At 62.8% G+C, this 23430-nt stretch carries 22 protein-coding genes; 14 read left to right on the forward strand and 8 right to left on the reverse strand.

Going from position 1 to position 23430, the window contains the following annotated elements:
• Nucleotides 1-423: 423 nt before the first annotated feature.
• The 7 genes from MESAU_RS07130 (at nucleotide 424) to phoB (ending at nucleotide 10706) form a co-directional block, all read left to right on the forward strand.
• A complete protein-coding gene (locus tag MESAU_RS07130) occupies nucleotides 424-4974 on the forward strand; it encodes a PAS domain-containing protein (protein WP_015315382.1) in 4551 nt (1516 codons plus the stop codon).
• Nucleotides 4975-5503: 529 nt separating this feature from the next.
• On the forward strand, nucleotides 5504-6559 hold the full coding sequence (gene pstS, locus MESAU_RS07135) for a phosphate ABC transporter substrate-binding protein PstS (RefSeq protein ID WP_015315383.1): 1056 nt from the start codon (nucleotides 5504-5506) through the stop codon (nucleotides 6557-6559).
• Nucleotides 6560-6625: 66 nt separating this feature from the next.
• A complete protein-coding gene (gene pstC / locus MESAU_RS07140) occupies nucleotides 6626-7609 on the forward strand; it encodes a phosphate ABC transporter permease subunit PstC (RefSeq protein ID WP_015315384.1) in 984 nt (327 codons plus the stop codon).
• A gap of 3 nt (nucleotides 7610-7612) precedes the next feature.
• Complete coding sequence (gene pstA / locus MESAU_RS07145; RefSeq protein WP_015315385.1) at nucleotides 7613-8464, forward strand: phosphate ABC transporter permease PstA; 852 nt, start codon at nucleotides 7613-7615, stop codon at nucleotides 8462-8464.
• Nucleotides 8461-9264, forward strand: coding sequence for a phosphate ABC transporter ATP-binding protein PstB (pstB, locus tag MESAU_RS07150; RefSeq protein WP_015315386.1), 804 nt, complete (start codon nucleotides 8461-8463; stop codon nucleotides 9262-9264). The genes pstA and pstB overlap by 4 nt, the downstream gene beginning before the upstream one ends.
• Nucleotides 9265-9289: 25 nt before the next feature.
• Nucleotides 9290-9997: a phosphate signaling complex protein PhoU gene (gene phoU, locus MESAU_RS07155; protein WP_015315387.1), complete on the forward strand. Its 708-nt coding sequence runs from the start codon at nucleotides 9290-9292 to the stop codon at nucleotides 9995-9997.
• A gap of 19 nt (nucleotides 9998-10016) precedes the next feature.
• Entirely contained in the window at nucleotides 10017-10706 is a 690-nt protein-coding gene (phoB, locus tag MESAU_RS07160) for a phosphate regulon transcriptional regulator PhoB (protein ID WP_010911896.1), read from the forward strand.
• 2 nt (nucleotides 10707-10708) lie between these two features.
• Here the strand turns inward: phoB and MESAU_RS07165 are convergent, their stop codons facing one another.
• Nucleotides 10709-11944 (reverse strand): ROK family protein, encoded by a 1236-nt coding sequence (locus MESAU_RS07165; protein WP_015315388.1) that lies wholly within the window; start codon nucleotides 11942-11944, stop codon nucleotides 10709-10711.
• Nucleotides 11945-12207: 263 nt separating this feature from the next.
• On the opposite strand from MESAU_RS07165, the gene xylF reads away from it, so the two are divergent.
• The 4 genes from xylF (at nucleotide 12208) to MESAU_RS07185 (ending at nucleotide 17436) form a co-directional block, all read left to right on the forward strand.
• Entirely contained in the window at nucleotides 12208-13248 is a 1041-nt protein-coding gene (xylF, locus tag MESAU_RS07170; RefSeq protein ID WP_015315389.1) for a D-xylose ABC transporter substrate-binding protein, read from the forward strand.
• Between the two features lie 237 nt (nucleotides 13249-13485).
• Nucleotides 13486-14838: a sugar ABC transporter permease gene (locus MESAU_RS07175; RefSeq protein WP_015315390.1), complete on the forward strand. Its 1353-nt coding sequence runs from the start codon at nucleotides 13486-13488 to the stop codon at nucleotides 14836-14838.
• Nucleotides 14839-14848: 10 nt separating this feature from the next.
• Nucleotides 14849-15673 carry an ATP-binding cassette domain-containing protein gene (locus tag MESAU_RS07180; RefSeq protein ID WP_015315391.1) on the forward strand — a complete coding sequence of 275 codons (825 nt, stop codon included), beginning with the start codon at nucleotides 14849-14851 and terminating at the stop codon, nucleotides 15671-15673.
• 140 nt (nucleotides 15674-15813) lie between these two features.
• Nucleotides 15814-17436 (forward strand): CHASE domain-containing protein, encoded by a 1623-nt coding sequence (locus MESAU_RS07185; RefSeq protein WP_015315392.1) that lies wholly within the window; start codon nucleotides 15814-15816, stop codon nucleotides 17434-17436.
• Nucleotides 17437-17527: 91 nt separating this feature from the next.
• Here MESAU_RS07185 and MESAU_RS07190 read toward each other — a convergent pair whose 3' ends face one another.
• The 6 genes from MESAU_RS07190 to MESAU_RS07210 form a co-directional block, all read right to left on the reverse strand.
• Nucleotides 17528-17773, reverse strand: coding sequence for a YMGG-like glycine zipper-containing protein (locus MESAU_RS07190; protein ID WP_015315393.1), 246 nt, complete (start codon nucleotides 17771-17773; stop codon nucleotides 17528-17530).
• A gap of 82 nt (nucleotides 17774-17855) precedes the next feature.
• Complete coding sequence (locus tag MESAU_RS07195; protein ID WP_015315394.1) at nucleotides 17856-18182, reverse strand: hypothetical protein; 327 nt, start codon at nucleotides 18180-18182, stop codon at nucleotides 17856-17858.
• A 164-nt stretch (nucleotides 18183-18346) separates the two neighbouring features.
• Nucleotides 18347-18523 carry a hypothetical protein gene (locus MESAU_RS31465; protein WP_015315395.1) on the reverse strand — a complete coding sequence of 59 codons (177 nt, stop codon included), beginning with the start codon at nucleotides 18521-18523 and terminating at the stop codon, nucleotides 18347-18349.
• Between the two features lie 133 nt (nucleotides 18524-18656).
• Nucleotides 18657-19691 carry a sensor histidine kinase gene (locus MESAU_RS07200; RefSeq protein WP_015315396.1) on the reverse strand — a complete coding sequence of 345 codons (1035 nt, stop codon included), beginning with the start codon at nucleotides 19689-19691 and terminating at the stop codon, nucleotides 18657-18659.
• Between the two features lie 187 nt (nucleotides 19692-19878).
• A complete protein-coding gene (locus MESAU_RS29940) occupies nucleotides 19879-20043 on the reverse strand; it encodes a DUF1328 domain-containing protein (protein ID WP_010911886.1) in 165 nt (54 codons plus the stop codon).
• A 206-nt stretch (nucleotides 20044-20249) separates the two neighbouring features.
• A complete protein-coding gene (locus MESAU_RS07210; protein WP_015315397.1) occupies nucleotides 20250-21044 on the reverse strand; it encodes a response regulator in 795 nt (264 codons plus the stop codon).
• Between the two features lie 217 nt (nucleotides 21045-21261).
• Here MESAU_RS07210 and MESAU_RS07215 point away from each other — a divergent pair, with 217 nt between their 5' ends.
• On the forward strand, nucleotides 21262-21462 hold the full coding sequence (locus MESAU_RS07215) for a NepR family anti-sigma factor (RefSeq protein WP_015315398.1): 201 nt from the start codon (nucleotides 21262-21264) through the stop codon (nucleotides 21460-21462).
• Nucleotides 21463-21466: 4 nt separating this feature from the next.
• Nucleotides 21467-22018, forward strand: coding sequence for an RNA polymerase sigma factor (locus tag MESAU_RS07220; protein WP_010911883.1), 552 nt, complete (start codon nucleotides 21467-21469; stop codon nucleotides 22016-22018).
• Between the two features lie 45 nt (nucleotides 22019-22063).
• Here MESAU_RS07220 and MESAU_RS07225 read toward each other — a convergent pair whose 3' ends face one another.
• Nucleotides 22064-22513, reverse strand: a complete 450-nt coding sequence (locus MESAU_RS07225; RefSeq protein WP_015315399.1) for a response regulator — start codon at nucleotides 22511-22513, stop codon at nucleotides 22064-22066.
• 71 nt (nucleotides 22514-22584) lie between these two features.
• On the opposite strand from MESAU_RS07225, the gene MESAU_RS07230 reads away from it, so the two are divergent.
• A complete protein-coding gene (locus MESAU_RS07230; RefSeq protein ID WP_015315400.1) occupies nucleotides 22585-23346 on the forward strand; it encodes a Crp/Fnr family transcriptional regulator in 762 nt (253 codons plus the stop codon).
• Nucleotides 23347-23430 lie beyond the last annotated feature (84 nt).

A 23430-nucleotide genomic window follows, 5' to 3' on the forward strand; every position in this document is an offset into this window, starting at 1 on the left:
TCTGTGAGGCGCAGGCTTAACGACCCTGCGCTCGTTAAACCGCCCAGGAGGCTGGGGTGGACCCGGAAAGGCGCTGTTGTCGACCTGCGGCTGGTAGTCGACATTGGGCGGCGGCCGGTCCCAGATTCGCCTGGCGTCGAGCGGCCGCGGAATAACCACCGTGCCGTCATAGCTGCGAGAGCAGCCGCCGCCGAAAAGCAGCGCCACGCCCAGCAAGAAAGGCCCTATCCGTCCGTACATTAGCAACACCCCTGTGCATGCTTATAGCGCGGCCTTGCTCCGCGCCACAACCGGACGGAATAACGCAGCAGGAACAGGCCGGTTGCGCCATTAAGGTTAGCGGATCGTTAATGCTTCTGCGGCACATTCCGCCGACGGACCGCGGAGGGAGGGTTCGGCCTTGATTTTCGGGGTGGGGACAGCATGGCGGAATCGGACGAAGCAATCGGCGTGCGCGGCAAGCGCAAGCCCGGCAAGGCAGCCGCGCCTGGCGGCGATGGGCCATCCGGCGTCGACATGGATTGCGCCGACGCGCTGCGCCAACTCGTCGAAGCGGGCTCGGACTGGATTTGGGAAACCGACGCGGAATTGCGCTTTTCCTGGCTTTCCCAAGATTACCAGGCGGCAACCGGTATCGATCCGGCAATGGTGCTTGGCCGGTTCCGCTTCGATTTTCTCAACCAGGTCCTGAAGGGCAACCGCGGTGCGGCGGCGCATCTGGAGGATTTGCAGGCGCACCGGCCGTTCCGCGACTTCGTCTACGAACTGAAGGGGGGCCGCCCCGACTGCAGCTGGGTGCTGACGTCAGGCTTCCCGCGTTTCGACAGCGAAGGAAAATTCGTCGGCTATCGCGGCCTGGGCCGCAACGTCACCGCGCTGGCCAGCGCCTTCGAGGCCATGCAGCCGGCGGCTGGCGGCGATGCCGTCCAGCATCTCGCCGATCTCGAGCGGACGATGGATGCCATGCATATGGGCGTCGTGCTTCTGGACGCCAGGCTCGATACGCTCATCGTCAACAAGGCCTACCGCGATCTCTCCAGGATTCCGGACGGGGCCGTGACGGTAGGCGCGCCGTTCAGCCTGCTGATGGAACTCAATCGCCGCAACGGCATCTATGGCGACATCGACGAAGAGCAATGGCAGCGCTACCTCGCCACGCGCATCGAAGAGATCAAGGCCGGCACCGTCGCACCTCGGGAGTTTGCCCACACCGACGGGCGCACCATGATGTTCTCCGTCACGGCTCTGTCGGGAGGCAAACGCCTGCTGACCTACTATGAGGTCACCGAGGTCAAGCGGCGGGACGCCGAAATCGAGAATGCCAACGCCAAGATAGCCGAGACTTTCGCCAATCTCCGCACCATGGTCGATCAGATGCCGATCGGTGTTCTTGTCCTCGATGCCGACATGCGTGCCGAGGTCATCAACCGCGCCTTTTACGATTTCTGGCAGATCGACGCCCGGCGCGCCGAGACCGGCTGCAGCTTCCTCGATCTGATGGAAGCCAGCCGCGACATCGACCCGTATGGTTCGGACGACGCGACATGGCACCGGCATGTCGCCGAACGCGAGGCTGAAATCAGAGCCGGCACAGCTGGAGCGAGGCAGTTCCCGCGCAATGACGGCAGGACGCTGATCTCGTCGATGGCGCCGCTGGCCGGCGGCAAGCGGTTCATTTCCTATGTCGATGTCACCGACATGAAGGATCGCGAGGCCGAACTTGCCGAAGCGCTGGAAAAGGCGCGGCTGGCGGAAGCAGTAATCAACGGGGTCAAGGATCCGATCTTCGTCAAGGACGACAATCTGCGCTTCGTCTTCGTCAACGAGGCCTTCGCGGCGCTGTTCAAGCAGGCGCCGCAAGCCATGCTTGGCAGGCCGGGAAGCGATTTCCTCGGGCCGGACGAGGTCGCGCTGTTCGAAAGCAGCGAACGCGAGGTGCTGGCCGGCGGACAGCAATACGAAGTGGAAGAAAGCTTCGAGGCCGGCGGCGGCATCCGTTCGCGTATCGTCAGGAAGAACCGCGTCCGCATGGCAAGCGGCCGCGACTATGTCGCCGGCTTTCTGTTCGACATCTCCGACATGAAGCGGCGCGAGACCGAAGCCGAAGATGCGCGCAAGCATCTCGCCAGCGTGCTGGAATCGCTGCCGGCGGGGGTCATCATCTACGACCGCGACGACAAGTTCGTCTTCGCCAACCACAGGCTGCAGGATACGTTGCCGGCGCTGAAGCCTTTCTGGCAGCCCGGTCGCACCTTCCGCGAAGCGCTGGAGTTCGGCCATTCGGTGGGTTATTTCCGTTCGAGTGGCGATCCTGGGATCGACAGCCTGTACGAAGGCGATTCCGAACGCTGGCTTGACGGCATCCTGGCGCGTTACCGTCTGCCGAATTCCTCCTATGAGCGCCTCAATGCGGATGGCCGCTGGTACCAGGTCTACGATATGCGCACAGGCGACGGCACGTTCATCGGGGTGCGCGTCGACATCACCGACCTCAAGAGCCGCGAGGCGGCGCTTCATGATTCGATGCGCCAGATCGATCTCTTCCGCCATGTCATGGACGAGTTGCCGGTAGCCGCCTTCATCAAGGCGCAGGACCTGAGCATCGAATTCGTCAACAAGGCCTGGTGCGCGCTGACGGGTCTCGCCAAGGACGACGTCATCGGCCGGGCCGACCGTCAGCTGTTCAACGGCGAGGAAGCGGAGGGCTTCAGCCAGGACGATACCGATGTCGTGACGAACGGCAATGTGCGCGAGGTCGAGGAGCCCGTCACCCATCGTGACGGAACGGTGCGGCAGTTGATGACGCGCAAGAGCCGCCTGGTGGCCACGGACGGATCGGTGCATCTGGTCGGATCCAGCACCGACATCACCGACGTCAAGGCGCGCGAGCAAGCTCTGGAAGAGAGCATGCGCGAGAACGAGGTGTTCCGCAGCCTGATCGACAACGTGCCGGTGTCGATCTACGCCAAGCGCTCCGATCTCAGGCAGTTCTATGTCAACAAGGGCTGGTGCGATCTCACCGGCTTCAGCAAGCAGGAGGCGATCGGCAAAACCGACGTCGAGATCTTCGGGCCGGATGGCGAGGCCTTCGTGGCCAGCGATCTCGCCGTGCTGCGTACAGGTGAAACCCAGGAGATCGAGGAGACGGTGCGCCTTCCAGACGGCAGCGTCAGGCATCAGTTCGCCCGCAAGGGCGCAATGATCGCCTCCGACGGTTCGCTCTACCTGATCGGTTCGACCACCGATATCACGGAACTCAAGCAGCGCGAGGCGGAGCTCAGCGAGGCGCGCCGGCGCGCCGTGCTCGCCGACCGCGCCAAGTCGGAGTTCCTCGCCAATATGAGCCACGAGATCCGCACGCCGATGAACGGCGTACTGGGCATGGCTGAACTCCTGGCCAAATCCAATCTCGATCCCAAGCAGAAGACATTCACCGACATCATCGTCAAATCGGGCAACGCGCTGTTGACCATCATCAACGACATCCTGGATTTCTCCAAGATCGATGCCGGCCAGCTGGTGCTCGACCCGGCGCCCTTCAATCTCGCCGAGGCGATCGAGGACGTGGCGACGCTGGTATCGACACGGGCCAAGGAAAAGGATCTCGAGCTCATCGTGCGCATCGAGCCACGGCTCGAAAGTCTGTTCATCGGCGATGTCGGCCGCATCCGGCAAATCGTCACCAACCTGCTCGGCAATGCGGTGAAGTTCACCGATGAAGGCCACGTGCTGGTCGACGTGACCGGCGAACGGGTTCCAACGGGAACCAGGCTGACGATCTCGGTCACCGATACCGGCATAGGCATCCCCGAGGAAAAACTGAAACTGGTGTTCGAGAAATTCAGCCAGGTCGATACGTCCTCGACAAGGCGCCACGAGGGCACCGGGCTTGGCCTTGCCATCACCTCGCGGCTGGTCGACCTGATGGGCGGCGACATTGGCGTCGAGAGCGCCGAAGGCAAGGGGTCGACCTTCTGGTTCACCGTAACGTTGCCAGGGGCCGGGCAGCAGAGCGGGCAGCGCATCACGCCGGTGGACGTGACGGGCGCACGCGTGCTGATCGTCGATGACAACGCCGTCAACCGCGCCATCCTGACCGAGCAGATGACCTCGTGGACGTTCGATTCCTGCGCGGCCGAAAGCGGCGCCGAAGGTCTCAAGGTGCTGATCGCCGCGGCAGCTTATGGCGTGGCGGTCGACTGCGTCGTGCTCGACTACCAGATGCCTGAAATGAGCGGCGCCGAAATGGCGCGTATCGTGCGCAACACCGAGGGCCTCGCGGACACGCCGATCATCATGCTGACATCGGTCGACCAGTCGCTTGCCAACACCAGCTACCGCGATCTTGGCATCGACGCCCAGCTGATCAAGCCGGCGCGCTCCTCGGTGCTCCTGGAAACGCTGGTCGCGACCATCCAGCGCCATCGCCACGCCACCAGCGGCCACGCCGTTCAACCGCTCACGGGCGAGGCGCCCGAGGCGTCCCGGCCGCCGCCCCTGGCACCATCCGAGCAGCGCGCGCAATTGCAGCCGCCACAGGTTCGCCCCAGGCTGCCCGCGACGGCCGGCGGGCACAGGCTGGATATCCTGGTGGCCGAGGACAATGAGGTGAACCAGATGGTGTTCACGCAAATCCTCGGCGAGACCGGCTATGGCTTCGAGATCGTCGGCAATGGCCGCAAGGCGCTCGACGCCTTCGGTACGCTCAATCCGTGCATGATCCTGATGGATGTCTCGATGCCGGAGATGAGCGGTCTCGAAGCGACGGCCGCGATCCGCCTGCTGGAGCAGGAGACCGGCACGCATGTGCCGATCGTCGGCGTCACCGCGCATGCGCTCAAGGGCGACCGCGAGCGCTGCCTGGAGGCAGGCATGGACGACTATCTGCCCAAGCCGATCAGCCCCAGGGCCCTGCTCGAGAAGGTCGAGCGCTGGGTCGGCGCCGGCCGTCAGGTCCACCGCAACGCGGGATAGAGCCCGCGTCGCCTGAATTGCAGGATCCGGGGAGGCAACAAGGAATCAGCGGAGATTCGCTGCTACCGCTGCGTGCAATGACTATGGTGCGATCGCGCCATATCAAAGGCCGTGTCCAGCCGGAACAATAGCGAAATCGAATTCCGCTCTTCTCAGTTACGGGCGGGAGCAGCGACCGCCTGCAAGAAACAGTGTCACTCTACCCCAACGGACCTGTTTTTGGCGATGGCCCGGCCATGACACGCTCTGGCTGCGAGCAACGCGCTCCCGTCCGGATTTTCTTCATTTGGGAAAAGCCTGGTCGAGTCCGTGGTGATTCCAGCCGTCGGACGGCTCAAGCCCCTGATTCCGGCGGCAAACTCGGACCGCGCCGCGAGCGCCCGAGATCAGCGTCTTTCGCGTTGCCGGCAACGCGTTACCGGGCTGACATGAAACTGTCATGCGACTGTTATAATCGAAGGCTATTGGCCTCAGCGGCGCCGGCAAGAAGTGGCGCCGAGAGACCATCTTCCGAACAGGAGCAGGCCACATGAGACATTTCATCCGCTCGGCGGCCGTTGCGATTGCAATGGCTGCGGCGTCCACCCTCACCCTTTCCGCAGCAATGGCAGCTGACCTTTCCGGCGCCGGCTCGACCTTCATCTATCCGGTGTTCGCCAAATGGGCCGACACCTACAAGAAGGATACTGGCATCGGCCTCAACTATCAGTCGATCGGCTCGGGCGGCGGCATCAAGCAGGTCATCGCCAAGACCGTGACCTTCGGCGCCACCGACAAGCCGATGTCCGACGCCGATCTGGAAAAGAACGGCCTCGTGCAGTTCCCGATGGTGATGGGCGGCATCGTGCCGATCGTCAACCTCACGGGCATCAAGCCGGGCGAACTCGTCCTCGACGGCAAGACGCTGGCCCAGATCTATCTCGGCGCGATCACCACCTGGGACGATGCCGCGATCAAGGCCCTGAACCCGGACCTTAAGCTGCCGTCGACCGCTATCGCCGTCGTTCATCGTTCGGACGGCTCGGGCACGACCTTCAACTTCACTGACTACCTCGTGAAGCTCTCGCCCGACTGGAAGGACAAGGTCGGCTCGGATACGGCCGTCGAATGGCCGACCGGCGTCGGCGCCAAGGGCAGCGAAGGCGTTGCCAACACCGTCAAGCAGACCGACGGCGGCATCGGCTATGTCGAATATGCCTATGCCAAGCAGAACAATCTCTCCTACTCCAAGATGCTGAACGCCGCCGGCAAGGTCGTCGAGCCGTCGCTCGAATCCTTCGGCGCGGCTGCTTCGAACGCCGACTTCAAGGGCGCCAAGAACTTCAACGTCATCATCACCAACGAGCCGGGCGACGCCACCTGGCCGATCGCTGCCTCGACCTGGGTGCTGATCCACAAGACCCCGGACGATGCCGCGGCCACCGGCGAAGCGCTCAAGTTCTTTGCCTGGGCCTACAAGGACGGCAAGGAAACCGCCAAGGCGCTCGACTATGTGTCGATCCCCGATAGCGTCGTCGACCTGATCAAGGCTTCGTGGAAGGCCGACATCAAGGCCGACGGCAAGCCCGTCTACGCCGGCGAGTAATATCTTTCTGGAGGAGCGCCGCCCCGCGGCGCTCCTTTTCGTTCAACACAAAGAGCCGAGCTTGACATGAGCGCTGCCCACGAAGCCTTGCCAGCCGTTCGAGGTTCACGCGACGCCACCGTCAGACGGTTCGCGTTGACCGATTCGATCTTCCATGGGCTGACCCGCGCCGCCGCCATTCTCGTGCTGGTGCTGCTCGGCGGCGTCGCCGTCTCGCTGTTCGCCGGTTCCTGGCAGGCACTGTCGACCTTCGGCTTCTCCTTTCTGACCACCGAGAGCTGGAATCCCGTCACCGAGAAATTCGGCGCCCTGGCGCCGATCTATGGCACCATCATCACTTCGGCCATCGCCATCCTGATCGCTGTGCCGCTCGGCATCGGCATCGCCATTTTTCTTACCGAGCTTTGCCCGCGTCCGCTTCGGCGCCCGATCGGCATGGCGGTGGAACTGCTGGCCGGCATTCCTTCGATCATCTACGGTATCTGGGGCCTGTTCGTGCTGGCACCGTTCCTGCAGACGACAGTGCAACCTTTCATCATCAACGTGTTCCACGGCATTCCCGGCCTTAACAGCCTGTTCGCCGGGCCTCCTTATGGCATCGGCCTGCTGACCTCGGCGATGATCCTGGCCATCATGATCCTGCCTTTCATCACCTCGATCACCAAGGATGTGTTCGACACGGTGCCGCCGGTGCTGAAGGAGTCCGCCTACGGCATTGGCTGCACGACCTGGGAGGTAACACGCCGGGTCGTCGTCCCCTACACCCGCATCGGCATCATGGGCGGCGTCATGCTTGCGCTCGGCCGTGCACTCGGTGAAACCATGGCGGTCACCTTCGTCATCGGCAACGCCCACCGGATCAGCGCCTCGCTGTTCGCGCCGGCAACGACGATCTCGGCAACCATCGCCAACGAATTCACCGAAGCCGTCGGCGATCTCTACACCTCCTCGTTGGTGGCGCTCGGTCTGATCCTGTTCGTCATCACCTTCCTCATCCTTGCCATCGCCCGCTACATGCTGATGCGCATCGATGCCCGTACCGGAGTCTGACCGATGTCGACAGCCGCATCGCTTCACCAGAGCCGCAAGCGCAAGAACGGTGTGATGATGACGCTCTGCGTCATCGCCGCCGGCATCGGCCTTGCCTGGCTGGCACTGATCCTCGGCGCGCTGCTCTATAAGGGCCTGTCGGGCGTTTCGCTCTCAGTGTTCACGGAAATGACCCCGCCGCCCGGTGATGCCGGTGGCCTGCTCAACGCCATCTACGGCAGCATCGTGATGACCATTATCGGCATCGTCGTCGGCACGCCGATCGGCGTGCTGGCCGGCACCTACATGGCCGAATATGGCCGCTTTTCGAAGCTCACCACCGTGGTGCGCTTTATCAACGACATCCTGCTGTCGGCGCCCTCAATCATCATCGGCCTGTTCGTCTACGAATTGATGGTGCGGCCGATGGGGCATTTCTCGGCCATCGCCGGTGCCGTGGCACTGGCCATCCTGGTCATTCCCGTCGTGGTGCGTACCACCGAGGACATGCTCAACCTTGTGCCGAACGCTTTGCGCGAGGCCGGCACGGCGATTGGCGCGCCGCGCTGGGTGGTGATTCGTTCGGTGGCCTACCGCGCGGCGATGTCCGGCATCGTCACCGGCATATTGCTGGCCATTGCCCGCATTTCCGGCGAGACGGCGCCGCTACTCTTCACAGCGCTCAACAACCAGTTCTGGTCGAGCAATCTCAATGCGCCGATGGCCAGCCTGCCGGTGACCATCTTCCAGTTCGCTCTCAGCCCTTACGAGGAGTGGCAGCAACTGGCGTGGACCGGCGCACTCATAATCACATTGACGGTTCTCGCGCTCAGCATCTTTGCGCGCAGCCTGACCGGACGCAGAGAGGACAAATGAGCCAGATGTTGTCTCCAGACATGACGATTGCCGCCGAGGCAGCCGCCAAGGCGAAGATCGAGGTCAAGAACCTCAATTTCTACTACGGCCAGTCGAAGGCGCTGAAGGACATCACCTTGTCGCTGCCCGAGCGCAGCGTGACGGCCTTCATCGGACCGTCGGGTTGCGGAAAGTCGACGCTGCTGCGCGTCTTCAACCGCATCTACGAGCTCTACCCCAAGCAGACCGCCGAGGGTCAGGTGCTGCTCGACGGCCAGAACGTTCTCGACCGCTCGCAGGACCTCAACCTGTTGCGCACCAAGATCGGCATGGTGTTCCAGAAGCCGACGCCGTTCCCGATGTCGATCTATGAGAATATCGCCTTCGGCGTCAGGCTCTATGAGAAGATCGGCAAGGCCGAGATGGACGGCCGTGTCGAGCAGGCGTTGAAACGCGCCGCGCTGTGGAACGAGGTCAAGGACAAGCTCAACGCCAGCGGCCTCAGCCTGTCGGGCGGCCAGCAGCAGCGGCTTTGCATCGCCCGCACCGTGGCGGTCAAGCCGGAGGTCATCCTGCTCGACGAGCCGGCCTCGGCGCTCGACCCATTGTCGACCGCCAAGATCGAGGAATTGATCGACGAGTTGCAGGCCGACTACACGATCGTCATCGTCACCCACAACATGCAGCAGGCCGCGCGCGTCTCGAAGCAGACGGCTTTCATGTATCTGGGCGAGCTGGTCGAATTCGACAAGACCGAGAAGATCTTCACGTCGCCTCGCGAGAAGCGCACGCAGGACTATATCACCGGCCGCTTCGGCTGATCTCACGCATACGAGGACCAGGATCATGGCCGAACACACAGTCGCAGCCTTCGACGAGGATCTCGGGCAGATCAGCAGGCTGATCAGCGACATGGGCGATCTCGCCGGCACGATGGTCGGCGGCGCCACCAAGGCGCTGCTGAATTCCGACAACGCGCTGGCACAGCGCGTCGTCTCCGACGACGCCATCATGGACGCGCGCCAGCGCGAACTCGATGATCGCGCCATTACCCTGATCGCCAAGCGCCAGCCGATGGCCGACGATCTGCGTCATGTCGTCGGCTCGATCCGCATGGCGGGCGATCTCGAACGCATCGGCGACCTTGCCAAGAACATCGCCAAGCGCGTCGGCTCGGTCGGCCTCACCGCCACGCCGCGCGACTTGTCGCATTCCATCGACTCCATGGCGCAGCTGGTGCTGATCCAGGTGCAGGGCGTCGTCGAGGAATATGCGGCCGGCGATGCCGCCGCCCTCGCCAAGCTCAGGAATGACGACGAACGCATCGACGTCAAATACACTTCGGTCTTCCGCGAACTCCTGACCTACATGATGGAGGATCCCCGCAACATCACGGCTTGCACGCATCTTTTGTTCTGCGCCAAGAATCTCGAACGCATTGGCGACCACGTGACCAACATCGCCGAGAATGCGTATTATGTGCTGACCGGCACGCAACTGCCCGCCAACCGTCCGAAGCAGGACGAGACGGCGATGTCGGTGCCGGCGGCTTGACGGCAGGGATGATCGATCGATGATCGCGCCACGCATCATGGTGGTGGAGGACGAGGAGCCGCTGGGCGTGCTCCTCCGCTACAACCTGGAGTCCGAGGGTTACCAGGTCGAGGTGGTGACACGCGGCGACGAAGCCGAGATACGCCTCCAGGAAAACGTGCCCGACCTGCTGGTGCTCGACTGGATGGTGCCGGCGGTTTCCGGCATCGAACTCTGTCGGCGCCTGCGCATGCGGCCCGAGACGGAGCGATTGCCGATCATCATGCTGACGGCGCGCGGCGAGGAGAGCGATCGCGTGCGCGGCCTCTCGACCGGCGCCGACGACTATCTGGTCAAGCCGTTCTCGACGCCGGAATTCATGGCCCGGGTCAAGGCGCTGCTGCGCCGCGCCAAACCGGAAGTGCTGTCCAGCGTGCTCAAGGTCGGCGACATCGTGCTCGACCGCGAATCGCACCGGGTCTATCGCAAGAAGAGCGAGATCCGGCTCGGACCGACCGAGTTCAGGCTGCTCGAATTCATGATGCGCCATCCCGGCCGCGTGTTCTCGCGCAGCCAGTTGCTCGACAATGTCTGGGGCGAGACGATCTACATCGACGAGCGCACCGTGGATGTGCATGTCGGCCGCCTGCGCAAGGCGGTCAACAATGGCCGCATGCCCGATGTGATACGCACCATCCGTGGCGCGGGCTACGCAATCCGCGAGGATTGAGATCAGGCCACGTTCTTGCCGGATCTCACCTGCACGCCCGGCGCGAAGATCTCCTGGTCGACGAAGGTGAGCGCGCGCATGGCGCAGCCCTCGCGGATCAGCGGCAATTCGTTCAGCTCTGTATCGAAGGAAATCGACGTCGAATGCTGGCCGCCGGCGGTCTGGGCGATGGCCTCACGCAAGGCCGGCTCGATCAGATCGAAGGCGGCGGCGCTGACGCCGACCATCGCAACCGGCGCCGGATCGATCAGCGCGAACAAGCTGCCAAGGCCATAGCCCAGCGCCTCGCCGGCCTTGCGATAGGCCTCGCGCTCCGGTCCGTCTCTTTCGCGCGCCGTGGCCGCCAATGCGCGCATGTCGGCGTCGCTGACGTCGACCGGTTTGGCGTCCTCACCCATCTGTCCTGCATTACGCCAGATGGCATAGTTGCCGGCATAGGCCTCGACGCAGCCGCGCCGCCCGCAGCGGCAGAGCGCGCCGCCGGGGCGATGGATCATGTGGCCGAACTCGCCGCCTGAGGAATGGGTGCCGGTGAACAGCTCGCCCTTCAGCACCAGGCCCATGCCGATGCCGTGCGAGAGCAGGATGGCGATGAAGTCGTCGCGGTAGCGCTCGGGGTCGCGCCAGCGCAGCGCCACAGCCATCATGTTGCAGTCGTTCTCCATGGTGGCGGGGATGCCGAATTCGGCTTCGAGTATATCGGCGAAGGCAATGTCCGTCTGCGGCGTGATCGGCGACCACAGCATGGCGCGCGCCTCGGTGTCGGTGATGCCCTGGATCGCCAGCGCGATGCGGGCAATGCTGGCGACATCGAGGTCGGGATCCTCGAGGCGGCGTCGGACGATGGCCACGCATTCGCCGATCAGCGCCTCGCGCGACATGGTCAGCGTGTCCAGCCGGCGTTGCTCCTCCGATATCACCTGGCCGGCGTAGTCGATGACGGCGACGGAGAGGAAATTCAGCGACAGCACCACGGTCATGACCGCCGCGGCCTCGGGGTTGAGACAAAGGCCCACCTGCGGCCGGCCGCGTTTCAGTGAGCCGGCCTCGTTCGGCTTGCCTTCGCTCAGGATACCTTCGCCGATCAGGTCGGCTGATATCGCCGATATGGTCGAGTGGCTCAGGGCGGTGGTGGCGGCGATCTCGGTGCGCGAGGGCTGGCCACCCCGGCGCACGGCTCCAATCACCATTGCGCGGTTGCGCCGGCGCAGATCGTCGTGGCGGATTCCGACCGACATGATTTCCTCCCCGTCGCCGCGGTTCTTGACGCCCCCTCGAACACCTCCGGCAACGGGTCGAATACTGGCAGAAGCGGCTGGGGCTGTCATTATTTATTGCGGGGCTCGAAAAAAGGCTTCCGGCACCTCAAAATCCGTCAGAATCGATGTTGACAGTGTTCCGGCGATGGACCAGTGTTTTTTCGAGGCTCGAAAAAATTAGAGCCTTTGTGCCGGCCTTAGGGCCAGTTTGGTCGCGCCACACGCGGCGCAGGGAGGATATCATGAAGAGATTCACAGTCGCCATTCTGGCGGGTGTCGCCATGTCGCTGACGCTGGCGTCGGTCGCGCAGGCGAAGGGCAAGGTTATCGGCGTGTCGTGGTCCAACTTCCAGGAGGAGCGCTGGAAGACCGACGAGGCCGCCATGAAGAAGGCGATCGAGGCCGCGGGCGACAAGTACATTTCCGCCGATGCGCAGTCCAATCCTGGCAAGCAGCTGACCGATGTCGAGAGCCTGATTTCGCAGGGTGCCAATTCGCTGATCATCCTGGCGCAGGACGCGTCGGCCATCGGCCCGGCGGTACAGAAGGCGCTCGACGAGGGCATTCCGGTCGTCGGCTATGACCGCCTGATCGAGAACAAGGACGTCTTCTACCTGACCTTCGACAACAAGGAAGTTGGCCGCATGCAGGCCCGCGAAGTGTTCAAGGTGAAGCCTGAGGGCAATTACGTCTTCATCAAGGGCTCCGGCGCCGATCCGAATGCCGACTTCCTGTTCTCGGGCTCGATGGAAGTGCTGAAGGCGGCCATAGACAGCGGCAAGATCAAGAATGTCGGCGAAGCCTATACGGACGGCTGGCTGCCCGCCAACGCCCAGAAGAACATGGAACAGTTCCTCACCGCCAACGACAACAAGGTCGACGCCGTGGTCGCCGCCAATGACGGCACCGCCGGCGGCGTCGTCGCGGCGCTGACGGCGCAGGGGCTCGCCGGCACCGTGCCGGTCTCCGGCCAGGACGGCGACCACGCCGCGCTCAACCGCATCGCGCTCGGCACCCAGACCGTGTCGGTGTGGAAGGACGCGCGCGAACTCGGCAAGAACGCCGCCGAGATCGCCTCGCAACTCGCCGACGGCAAGAAGATGACCGACATCGCCGGCGTGAAGGACTTCACGACGCCTGGCGGCAACACCGTCAAGTCGCTGTTCCTGACCCCGGTGGCCATCACCAAGGACAATCTCAACCTCGTCATCGACGCCGGCTGGATCAAGAAGGACGAAGTCTGCACGGGCGTTGCCGCGGGCAGCGTCGCGGCCTGCAACTGAGCTTGATCGCCTGAAAAGTCGGAAACGCCGCGGCGTGGAACGGTCAGTGTTCTGAACACTGACCGTTCCAATTTCCTTGTCTTCGCAATTCCGGACAAAAACCCTTTACGCACTTTTCCTGGAATTGCTTCCAAGCCGCGGCGTTTTCCCGACAAGATTTGTGTTTCCGCCGCTGGCGGCTAACTTCTGGGCTCTGGTCCGGCTCCGCGTCAGACGGCAAGCCGCTGGGAGGACATCATGACCGACACGACCTCAACCTCGCAGGCCGATACGGCGCGTGCGTCGGAACTCGGCGCGGTCGCGCGTTTCCTGAAGGCGACCGAGATCGATACCCGCATGCTCGGCATGATCGGCGCGCTGCTGCTGATCTGGGTCGCGCTGCATGTGATTTCGAGCCTGCGTCTTGGTGTCAATCCGCTCGATTTCGACAGCCGCACGTTCCTCACGCCACGCAATCTGTGGAACCTGTCGGTGCAGACGTCCGCGGTCGCCATCATGGCCTGCGGCATGGTGCTGGTCATCGTCATGCGCAACATCGACCTGTCCGTCGGTTCCGCCGAGGGCTTGATCGGCATGGTCATGGGCTTTGCGCAGGTACATTTCCTGGTTCGGTTCGTAGGACTTGAACTCGGCAACCCATGGATCTGGGTCCTGGCACTGGTCATCGGTCTGGCGCTCGGGCTTTTGATCGGCGCCTTCCAGGGCTTCGTCATCGCCTATCTCGAAGTGCCGGCCTTCATCGTCACGCTGGGTGGCCTGCTGGTCTGGCGCGGCGCCGCCTGGTGGGTCACGTCAGGCCAGACGGTGGCACCGCTCGACGCCACGTTCCAGCTTATGGGCGGCGGACCGGCCGGATCGATCGGCGCCACCTGGAGCTGGGTCGTCGGCATCGTCGCCTGCCTGGCCGTCGTGTTCGCGCTGTTCAACGGGCGGGTCCAGCGCAAGCGCTTCCGCTTCCCCCTGCGGCCGATCTGGGCCGAGACGCTGCTCGGCGTCGTCACCTGCGCCGTCATCATGGGCGCGGTCTGGCTAGCCAACTCCTATCCATGGCCGATCGGGATCGTGAACCGGTACGCGGCCGCCAACAACATCACCGTGCCGGAGGGCGGGCTGTTCATCGCCCACGGCATCGCCATACCGGTGCTGATGGCGGTCGCCGTCGGTCTGGTCATGACCTTCATCACCAACCGCACCCGTTTCGGCCGTTATGTCTTTGCTATCGGCGGCAATCCGGAAGCGGCCAATCTCGCCGGCATCAACACGCGCTGGATCACCATGAAGGTGTTCATGATCATGGGCGTGCTGGCCACGATCGCCGCCGCCATTTCGTCGGCCCGGCAGAACTCGTCCACCAATGTGCTGGGAACATTGGATGAGCTGCTGGTCATTGCCGCGGCCGTCATCGGCGGCACCTCGCTTGCCGGCGGCTCGGGAACCATCATCGGCGCCATGCTCGGTGCATTGCTGATGCAGTCGCTGCAGTCGGGCATGGTGCTGCTCGGTGTCGATTCGCCGTTGCAAAGCATCGTCGTCGGCGCCGTGCTGGTCATCGCCGTCTGGCTCGACACCGTCTATCGCAAGCGGGTTTAGGGATACGACCATGGCTGACAAAACCGCTCCCGTAAGGGCCCTCACAACTGCGCCCACTGGCACGCCGCTGGTCGACATGCGCAACATCTCGATCGCCTTCGGCGGCATCCGCGCCGTCGACGACGCCTCGATCGATCTTTTCCCCGGCGAGGTCGTGGCACTGCTCGGCCACAACGGCGCCGGCAAGTCGACGCTGATCAAGATCCTGTCCGGCGCCTACAAGCGCGATGCGGGCCAGATCTTCGTCAATGGCGAGGAGGCAGCGATTTCCAACCCGCGCGACGCCAAGAAATACGGTATCGAGACGATCTACCAGACGCTGGCGCTGGCCGACAATGTCGATGCCGCCGCCAACCTGTTCCTCGGCCGCGAACTGATGACCGCCTGGGGCACGCTCGACGACGTCGCCATGGAGGCCGAGGCGCGCAAGGTGATGGGGCGGCTCAATCCCCGCTTCCAGCGCTTCAAGGAGCCGGTGATCAAGCTGTCAGGCGGTCAGCGGCAATCGGTGGCGATCGCCCGCGCGATCCTGTTCAATGCCCGCATCCTGATCATGGACGAGCCGACGGCGGCACTTGGGCCCCAGGAAACCGCCCAGGTCGGCGAGTTGGTCAGGCAGCTCAAATCCGATGGCATCGGCATCTTCCTGATCAGCCACGACATCCACGACGTCTTCGAGCTGGCCGACCGTGTCTGCGTGATGAAGAATGGCCAGGTGGTCGGTACCGCCCGCACGACTGACGTCACGCAGGACGAGGTGCTTGGGATGATCATCCTGGGCAAATGTCCTCCAGGTGCCATACCGGGGCCGGGCGCGCTGAAGATCGCCGCCTGAGGCCGGTCAGGCCGCTTCGGGCACGCCCCGTTGCCGGTCACGTGATATGCCAGTGATCACGATGGTGTGGCCTGACCATTGTGTTGGCCCGGCGACTTGCCCATAAAAGGTCCTGTTTTGCTCATGGACCGCATCATCCGTTGAAGAAGCTTTTTCCAATCGTCGCGTTCATTGCCGTTGCACTGATCAGCATGACCATGGCGGGGTTCGCTTATTTCGCGACGCAGGAAGCCGCCCGTATCAAGTTCGAAGGGGCGGCCGATGACGCCCTCAACCGGATCGAGAGCCGCATCGACCTGCACCTGTCGCTGCTGCGCTCGACACAGGCCCTGTTCGACGCACGCAACGGCGATATTTCCCAGAACGAGTTCAAGGCATTCTTCAAGGCGCTGGATGTCGACAACAATTTCGCCGGCCTGCGAGGCATCGGCTTCCTGCGGCTGGTCAGGACGGGCGACGAGGCAGCGGTGGAACGCGACACCCTCCACGATTTCGGCGCCAGTCATCCGGTCTATCCGGATACGACGCAGGCCTGGCGCACGCCGATCGCGCTTTTCGAGCCGCTCGATCCGTCCAACCAGACCATCATCGGCTACGACATGTTCAGCGAGCCGGTGCGGCGTGCGGCGATCGAAAAAGCCATGGCCGACGACCAGCAGCATGCGAGCGGGCTGGTGCAACTCGGCCAGGGCATGGGCGTGGCGCAGACTTTCACGGGCTTCCTGGTCTATGTGCGGCTCAATGTGGAAACCGCACCGGAGGTCATCAACGCATCGCGGTCCTCGACCGCCGGCTTTCTCTATGCGGCCTTTCGGGCCCGGGACCTGTTCCAGATCGCGCTCAGCCGTGCGCCGCTGCTGCCGGTCAACACCGAGATCTATGATGGAGCGGTGAACGGCGACAATCTGTTGTTCCGCTCGGAGACGCCACCGGCCTCATCCCTGGGAGACCGGCTGCTGGTCACCCGCAAGATGACCGTGGCGGGACGCCCGTGGACCGTATTGTTCAGGCCAACCAGCGCCTTCTCGCAACCCTCTTCGCGCGCCATCCCCGTGATGCTGGGGCTGTTCGGCCTGCTCCTGGCAGGCGCCATCGCGCTGGTGGCGCGCTATCAGGAGCGAGCCTATGACGCGGTGTCGGCCTTGCACGAGACGACGGAAAAAAGCCTTCTCGAAAAGGACCTGATGCTGCAGGAGATGAAGCATCGCATCAAGAACTCCATCACCAGGGTGCTGGCGATCGCGCGGCAGACGGCTTCGCGGGCAACCGACGTCAATGAGTTTTCCGCTTCCTTCTCGGCCAGGCTGCAGGCGATGGCCGCCTCGCAGGACATGTTGACGCGCTCGCGCTGGCAGAAAGCCGACCTTGCCGATCTGCTGCGCATCGAGCTTGGCCAAGTGTTCGGCAAGGAACTGCCGGACGGGCTCCTGTCAGGCCCGGAGGTGCTGCTCGATGAAACAACGACGCAGGCGCTTGGGCTGACCTTTCATGAACTCGCCACCAACGCGCTGAAATACGGCGAAGCCGGCAATTTCGTTGGCGCTCTCAAGGTGAACTGGTCGCTGGAAGGGCGGGGGCGCGAGCGGACGCTGGCGCTGAACTGGCGGGAGGCGGGGAAGAAGAGGGTAGAGGCGCCATCGCGGACGGGATTCGGCACCAAGCTGATCGATCTCAATGTCACGCGCGAGCTGCGCGGCACGATCAGACGCGATTTTCAGGCCGATGGCCTCAAGGTGGAAATCAAAATTCCACTGGCCGGCTGAAACCCACCCGTCAGCGGCCCTAGCGGCCGACCCCCAGCCATGAAAATCCGGAGGCCCCTGGGCCTCCGGATTTTGACTTGTTATCGCTGAATCAGTTGCAGCGGGCCGTGTAGATCCGGCCGCGATGGTCGCGATACTGGCAGTAGCCGTTGCGCAGGTTGCGAACCAGCAGGCCGGAACCGGCACCGACGGCCGCGCCGATCAGGGCACCCTTGCCGCCGCCGACCAACCCACCCACGCCCGCGCCGATCAAGCCGCCGCCGACGACGTCCTGCTCGGTCGAGGTACAGCCGCTGACGGCAACCACCGCAACCATGGCAATAAGTATTTTCCGCATAGAGTCACTCCTCACTTGTGTCCACACTTTGGTAAGCTCCAACCGCCATTTAGCACGAAACGACGGCCTTTGCTGCTGCAATTTATTGTTGGCTAAGGTCGTCTTTTTCTGGGCGGTTCGTGTTCGATGCCATGACGACGTTGGATACGGCCAACGAAGCGTCAAGACTACCATCTGGCCGCACCTTCCAGACAATCTGATCGTAGTCGTCCTCCAAGGCGGGATCGACCGCGAGGCATTTGGCGACGACATGCTGCGCCTGCCCCTGCACGTCGCCCATCGCGAAGGGGCGCTCAGCGGTGCATTCGTCAGCAGTCGCAAAAACACTGACAGGGACCTGCAATTCCCGACATTCGGCCATTGTGTTCGAGCAACCGATCACCAGCAGCAACGCGGCTATGTGTTCCATGACAGATGTTCCTCTGGCCGCATTAACGGCCGGCATCGTCAAAAAGTTCCTGTCATTCCAACAGCGTTACACGAATAGTTCGGAGAAAACCGCGGCTCCTCACGCCGCGGCGTTGGCCTGCCCGGCGACTTCAATTGGCGCGACGGAGAGGAGAGCAGATTTAGTCAGGTCAACTGCCAGAAAATGGCCAGCACCATGATCGCGGCCGCGGCAAGAACGATCCCCTTCATCAACCCCCTACCTGCTTCAGGGAGTGCCTCCATGGAGGGTTCGGATTCCAGAAATTCGCCCATCGAAATACGGGCGGCTTGTTCCAATCTGTTCATGTCGGCAATCGTCAAGACATTCCTCCCGTACCGTGCTTCGAGCCTGCCAACAATCTCCGAAGGCGGGGCAGGTTCCGACGGTATCTGGGAAAAACAGCATCCGCGCTTATGGTGAACAGCCGGTTAAGGATTGTTGTTTGCCAGGCTCTCACTGCGTCTCGAAATTGCTGTGCGGCACGACAAGGCGATATTCGAGGTGGCCCTCGCCGATATCCAGGTTCGCGGTTCCGTTCAGGGATGCCGGCACCACCCGCTCCAACGCAACGCTTCCGAAGCGCCGTTGACCGCCGCCACCGCGATTGGCTTCTATCGTTTCGGCCCATGTCAGCGACAGCGCAACCTCCCCCGTGGCGGCAGCGTCGAGTTGGGCGGTAACCTCGACGAAGCCATCCGGCCGGGACAGGGCGCCGTAGCTCAACGAGTTGACGGCAAGTTCATGCATCGCCAGCCCGATATGCAGCGCGGCGTTGGGATTGAGGTAAGGATTGGCGCCACGAAAACGGAGGCTGTGCGACGGGTTCGCGCCATAGCGGCCGACCTGGCCCGCCACCAGTTCATGAAGGGCTGCCCCTCGCCAATTGGAGGATGTCACCAGATCCTGGGAGGAGGCCAGCGACTGCAGCCGGCCGCGGAAGCGCGTCAGGAAATCGCCGATGCCGTCGGAATAGCGACCGGTCTGGGTCGCGATGCTCTGGATGATCGCCAGGAGGTTCTTCGAGCGATGGCTGACTTCCCGCAGCAGCGTCGTCAACGTCTGTTCACGCCGCTTTTGCTCGGTCGTCTCGACCATGGTGGTGACGACGCCCTGTACATCGCCATCGTCGCCTCGGTCGGCATCGACCCAAATCTGAAACCAGCGAACGCCATTCTCGACCGGGACACTGATTTCAAGGCGCTGGGGATTGCCGGTCGCGATCACATCGCGCTTGGCGGCGCCGATGCGGTCGGTCTGCGCCGTCGGCAAAATGCCGTTGCCATCGACATCGTCGGAGGCCCAAGGGGCGCGCATGTTGCGGGCCCATACGGTCTTCATATCGCGATCCTGATAGAGGACGGAAATGCCGGCATTGTGGAGCGCGTGGAGAAGAGCCCGGCCAAGCTGCATGCCGCTCTCGGCGGGGTGCATGGCGATCACTTCATCGCCCCGTGCGCCTTCCTCTCTATCTGAAGTCCTCGAGCGCATCGGTCAACCTGTCCACCCCAACTCAGACTGAACCGCTCACCTGCCACATCGGTTCCAAATGAATCGGGATAACCACCCTTCCTAAAGCGGTCCGCCGGACGGCGTCCAGTAAAGGACACCGCCCGGCGGTGGCTGGAAACCGTTTGAGGGGTGCGGCTTCCAGTGTTCCTCTATTCAGTCGCCAGGCTCACGCCCGTCTGAAAAGGCCGGCCAAAAGCGAAATGACCAGGAATGCGAGGAAGATGAAGAACAATATCTGCGCGATACCGGCGGATGTGCCGGCGATACCGCCGAAACCAAGCGCGCCGGCAATAATCGCCACGACGAGAAATACGAGCGCCCAGTAAAGCATGGTTCATCTCCTTCCAATGATACGGTGAAAACGTGGGTAAATGCGGTTTGTTCCACCAATCGCCGAAAAAGCCGATGCTTGCAAACCGTTCCAGGCAGCGCGGGCTGGAAATTCGCTGGCGGCCGATCCGGCTTGTCAAGAAGGCCACCGAATGCATCGCACCCAGTGGCCTTTTATGTCCTTGTCCGGCTCGCGGAGGCCGCGATTTATGCAGCGGCCTTGGCCTGCCGGTCGAAGAAGAGCGCCTGGCTGATCAGCGCCTTCACCATGTCGGGATTGAACGGCTTGGTCACGAGGAAAGCAGGCTCCGGACGCTCTCCGGTCAGCAGACGCTCGGGAAAAGCGGTGATGAAGATTACCGGCACCGATGTCGACGAGAGGATTTCGTTCACCGCCTCGATGCCCGAGCTGCCGTCGGCGAGCTGGATGTCGGCCAGCACCATCTTCGGTCGGGTCTTGCCGAACATCGTCACCGCTTCGGCATGGGTCCGCGCCGTGCCCACCACCCGATGGCCGAGGCTCTCGACCATCTCCTCTATATCCATGGCAATGAGCGGCTCATCCTCGATGATCAGCACGTCGGTCGCCACCTGACGGGAAATCTCGTTGCTTGCCTGGGCAAGCAGCTCGGAGAACTGCTGGTCGCCGACATCGAGGATCTCGGCCGCCTCGTCCTCGCTGAAACCCTCGACGGCAACCAGCAGGAAGGCCTGGCGGGGAAGCGGCGCGATCGCATTGAGATTGGCGGCCGCGCGCTGTTCCCAGCCCGCCTGTGTCTGCTCTTGCGGAACGCGGATGGCAACCGATGTGAAGAGCTTGGCGAAAACCTTGTATAGTGCGATCCGGTCACTCGACGCCTCGGGGAAGATGTCGACATCGGCAATGATCGCCTCAAGCATCGCGGCGACCAGCGCATCGCCGCTCTCCTGCGATCCCGAGACGGCACGCGAAAAGCGCCGCAGGAACGGCAGATGCGGAGCGATGGTGGCGGACAAGCTCATAATAGACGTCTCCCTCAGATGACGCGTTGAACGGATTCCAGGCTATGCCGATTGCAAGCCCCATGGGAAACAACGCCGCTTTTCTGAAAAAGTTCCGCCGATATGGAACGAATCACCGGCAATGGCGTTTTAGTGCCGGGATGGGCAACCAGACGAGGGTGCCGCTTGCCTTGTGTTGTGTTGTGAGCGGCTTGAGTTCTGGGAAATAAAGGGCGAAATGAAGGACATGACCAAAGATATGGCTGGCGTCACGGGCAGGCGCCGGAACGGCGACGGCGATCCGTTAGGGCCGAATTCCGAAATCGGACGCAAACTCAAACAATATTACGACGAGCTGGTCTCCGACAATGTGCCGGATCGCTTCGCCCAGTTGCTCAGCCAACTGGAACAGGCCGAACCCGCACAGAAGAAGGACTAGGGACATGGCAGCGGTCTCCCAAGGCTTCAAGACCGATCTGCTTGGGGCGATCCCGAGCTTGCGGGCCTTTGCCGTGTCGCTGACGCAGAATGCCGACAAGGCCGATGACCTCGTTCAGGAAACGTTGGTCAAGGCCTGGGACAAGCATGAAAGCTTCCAGCCCGGCACCAACCTCAAGGCATGGCTTTTCACGATACTGCGCAATGAATTCTATTCGCAAATGCGCAAGCGCGGTCGCGAGGTGCAGGACAGCGACGGCATCATGACGGCCCGGCTTGCAGTGCACCCGGCCCAGCACGGCCAGCTCGACCTCAAGGATTTTCGCGGGGCACTCGAGCAATTGCCGGAGGACCAGCGCGAAGCCATCATCCTGATCGGCGCATCGGGTTTTTCTTATGAGGAGGCCGCCGAAATCTGCGGGTGCGCGGTCGGAACGATCAAAAGCCGCGTCAGCAGGGCCCGCACGCGCCTGCAGGAAATCCTGAAAATCTCAGGTGAGGACGAGTATGGCCCCGACGCGATTTCGGCTCAGGTCACGGGAACGGCCGCGCATTGAAATGCGGGGCCGCATAACGGCGATTCGGACATTGTCGCGTCAGTCTCAGCCAGGGGAGCCGCGCCCATAGGCCAGCGCCACGGCCTCGACGAGGTCTTCGCCCGAATAGGGCTTGGTGACCAGCCTTACCCCCGGGAAAGACGCCTTGATCTCATCCGCATCCGAATAACCGGACGCAAACACGAACGGGACGCCGGTCTCACGAAGGCCCGCGGCAAATTCGAGCGTCGAGGCGCCACCCAGCATCAGGTCGACAATGGCCGCGTCGAAATCCTTCGCGACCTTCCGGCCATCTACCTCGGCCAAATCGCGGGCAACCACCACCTCGCCTGCACCGTGGTCACGGCAGAGTTGCTCGACATCCATGGCGATGAGGAATTCATCCTCCAGGACAAGAATGCGCAATCCATCAAGTAATTGGGGCACAGGCAATTGCTCCTTGAAACGCCGGGAGTCATGATCGTAATTTGGTGTGTTGTCATTTAAAAAAGACATCCGCCGACAGGCCGATCTCGGCAACGCGCAAAAACAGACCTGCTCACGGCAGGCATTCGCAAGGGGTCGAAATGCCGAGCCAGACCGGGCGCTCTTCCTCAAGCCGTCAATACCCCTGCGAGCAATGCCCGTTGCGGGCCCTGCCGGTGTTCCGGGAGTTCGAGAAGCCGGAGCTTGCCTTCATCAGCAAGTTCAAGAAGGGAGAACTCGCGGTCGACAAGGGTGCCACGGTTCTCGTGGAAGGAAGCCACAGCGCGCATCTCTACACGGTGCTGTCCGGCTGGGCGTTCCGCTACAAGCTGCTGCAGGACGGCCGCCGGCAGATCCTCAATTACCTCATGCCCGGCGATCTCATCGGTCTGCAAGGCAGCGTCATGGGGGAAATGCAGCATTCCGTTGAGGCGCTGTCGCCAATGCTGCTTTGCGTGTTCGAACGCGACAATCTGCTCGAGATCTACCGCAACCATCCGGGCCTCGCCTACGACATCACCTGGATCGCTTCGCGTGAAGAGCGGATGCTGGACGAGAACCTGCTCAGTGTCGGCCGCCGCAGCGCAATCGAACGCGCCGCCTATCTTGTCGCCTTCATCGCCAGCCGCGCCAAGGTCGTGGGCCTGAACGGCACGCAGTCCATCCAGATACCGATCACGCAGCAGCACATCGCCGATACGCTTGGCTTGTCGTTGGTTCACACCAACAAGACGATCCGCAAGCTGATGGACCGTCAGCTGATCGTCTGGCGCGACGGCGGTTGCGGTGTCGTCGACATTGAAGGTCTGAAACAGCTCGCCGGCTGGGAAGGGCTGGCGGAGGGCCGCCGGCCGCTGATCTGACCGCACCTTGCAGGGGCGGATCGGGTGCGCGTGACCGGGGTTTTCGGGTAGTTTGTCCCGACATCGGAACCTTGAGACGCAAGG

The organism is Mesorhizobium australicum WSM2073, from assembly GCF_000230995.2.
Lineage (GTDB): Bacteria > Pseudomonadota > Alphaproteobacteria > Rhizobiales > Rhizobiaceae > Mesorhizobium > Mesorhizobium australicum.

Coding starts and splice junctions, on each gene's coding strand:
- MESAU_RS07180 (WP_015315391.1), top strand. CDS start 14,849: ATGGCTGACAAAACCGCTCCCGTAAGGGCCCTCACAACTGCGCCCACT.
- pstC (WP_015315384.1), top strand. CDS start 6,626: ATGAGCGCTGCCCACGAAGCCTTGCCAGCCGTTCGAGGTTCACGCGAC.
- MESAU_RS07220 (WP_010911883.1), top strand. CDS start 21,467: ATGGCAGCGGTCTCCCAAGGCTTCAAGACCGATCTGCTTGGGGCGATC.
- pstS (WP_015315383.1), top strand. CDS start 5,504: ATGAGACATTTCATCCGCTCGGCGGCCGTTGCGATTGCAATGGCTGCG.
- MESAU_RS07225 (WP_015315399.1), bottom strand. CDS start 22,513: ATGTCTTTTTTAAATGACAACACACCAAATTACGATCATGACTCCCGG.
- phoU (WP_015315387.1), top strand. CDS start 9,290: ATGGCCGAACACACAGTCGCAGCCTTCGACGAGGATCTCGGGCAGATC.
- MESAU_RS07175 (WP_015315390.1), top strand. CDS start 13,486: ATGACCGACACGACCTCAACCTCGCAGGCCGATACGGCGCGTGCGTCG.
- MESAU_RS07200 (WP_015315396.1), bottom strand. CDS start 19,691: ATGCGCTCGAGGACTTCAGATAGAGAGGAAGGCGCACGGGGCGATGAA.
- MESAU_RS07165 (WP_015315388.1), bottom strand. CDS start 11,944: ATGTCGGTCGGAATCCGCCACGACGATCTGCGCCGGCGCAACCGCGCA.
- MESAU_RS07195 (WP_015315394.1), bottom strand. CDS start 18,182: ATGGAACACATAGCCGCGTTGCTGCTGGTGATCGGTTGCTCGAACACA.
- MESAU_RS07130 (WP_015315382.1), top strand. CDS start 424: ATGGCGGAATCGGACGAAGCAATCGGCGTGCGCGGCAAGCGCAAGCCC.
- MESAU_RS07190 (WP_015315393.1), bottom strand. CDS start 17,773: ATGCGGAAAATACTTATTGCCATGGTTGCGGTGGTTGCCGTCAGCGGC.
- MESAU_RS07210 (WP_015315397.1), bottom strand. CDS start 21,044: ATGAGCTTGTCCGCCACCATCGCTCCGCATCTGCCGTTCCTGCGGCGC.
- MESAU_RS07215 (WP_015315398.1), top strand. CDS start 21,262: ATGAAGGACATGACCAAAGATATGGCTGGCGTCACGGGCAGGCGCCGG.
- pstB (WP_015315386.1), top strand. CDS start 8,461: ATGAGCCAGATGTTGTCTCCAGACATGACGATTGCCGCCGAGGCAGCC.
- MESAU_RS29940 (WP_010911886.1), bottom strand. CDS start 20,043: ATGCTTTACTGGGCGCTCGTATTTCTCGTCGTGGCGATTATTGCCGGC.
- phoB (WP_010911896.1), top strand. CDS start 10,017: ATGATCGCGCCACGCATCATGGTGGTGGAGGACGAGGAGCCGCTGGGC.
- MESAU_RS07230 (WP_015315400.1), top strand. CDS start 22,585: ATGCCGAGCCAGACCGGGCGCTCTTCCTCAAGCCGTCAATACCCCTGC.
- xylF (WP_015315389.1), top strand. CDS start 12,208: ATGAAGAGATTCACAGTCGCCATTCTGGCGGGTGTCGCCATGTCGCTG.
- pstA (WP_015315385.1), top strand. CDS start 7,613: ATGTCGACAGCCGCATCGCTTCACCAGAGCCGCAAGCGCAAGAACGGT.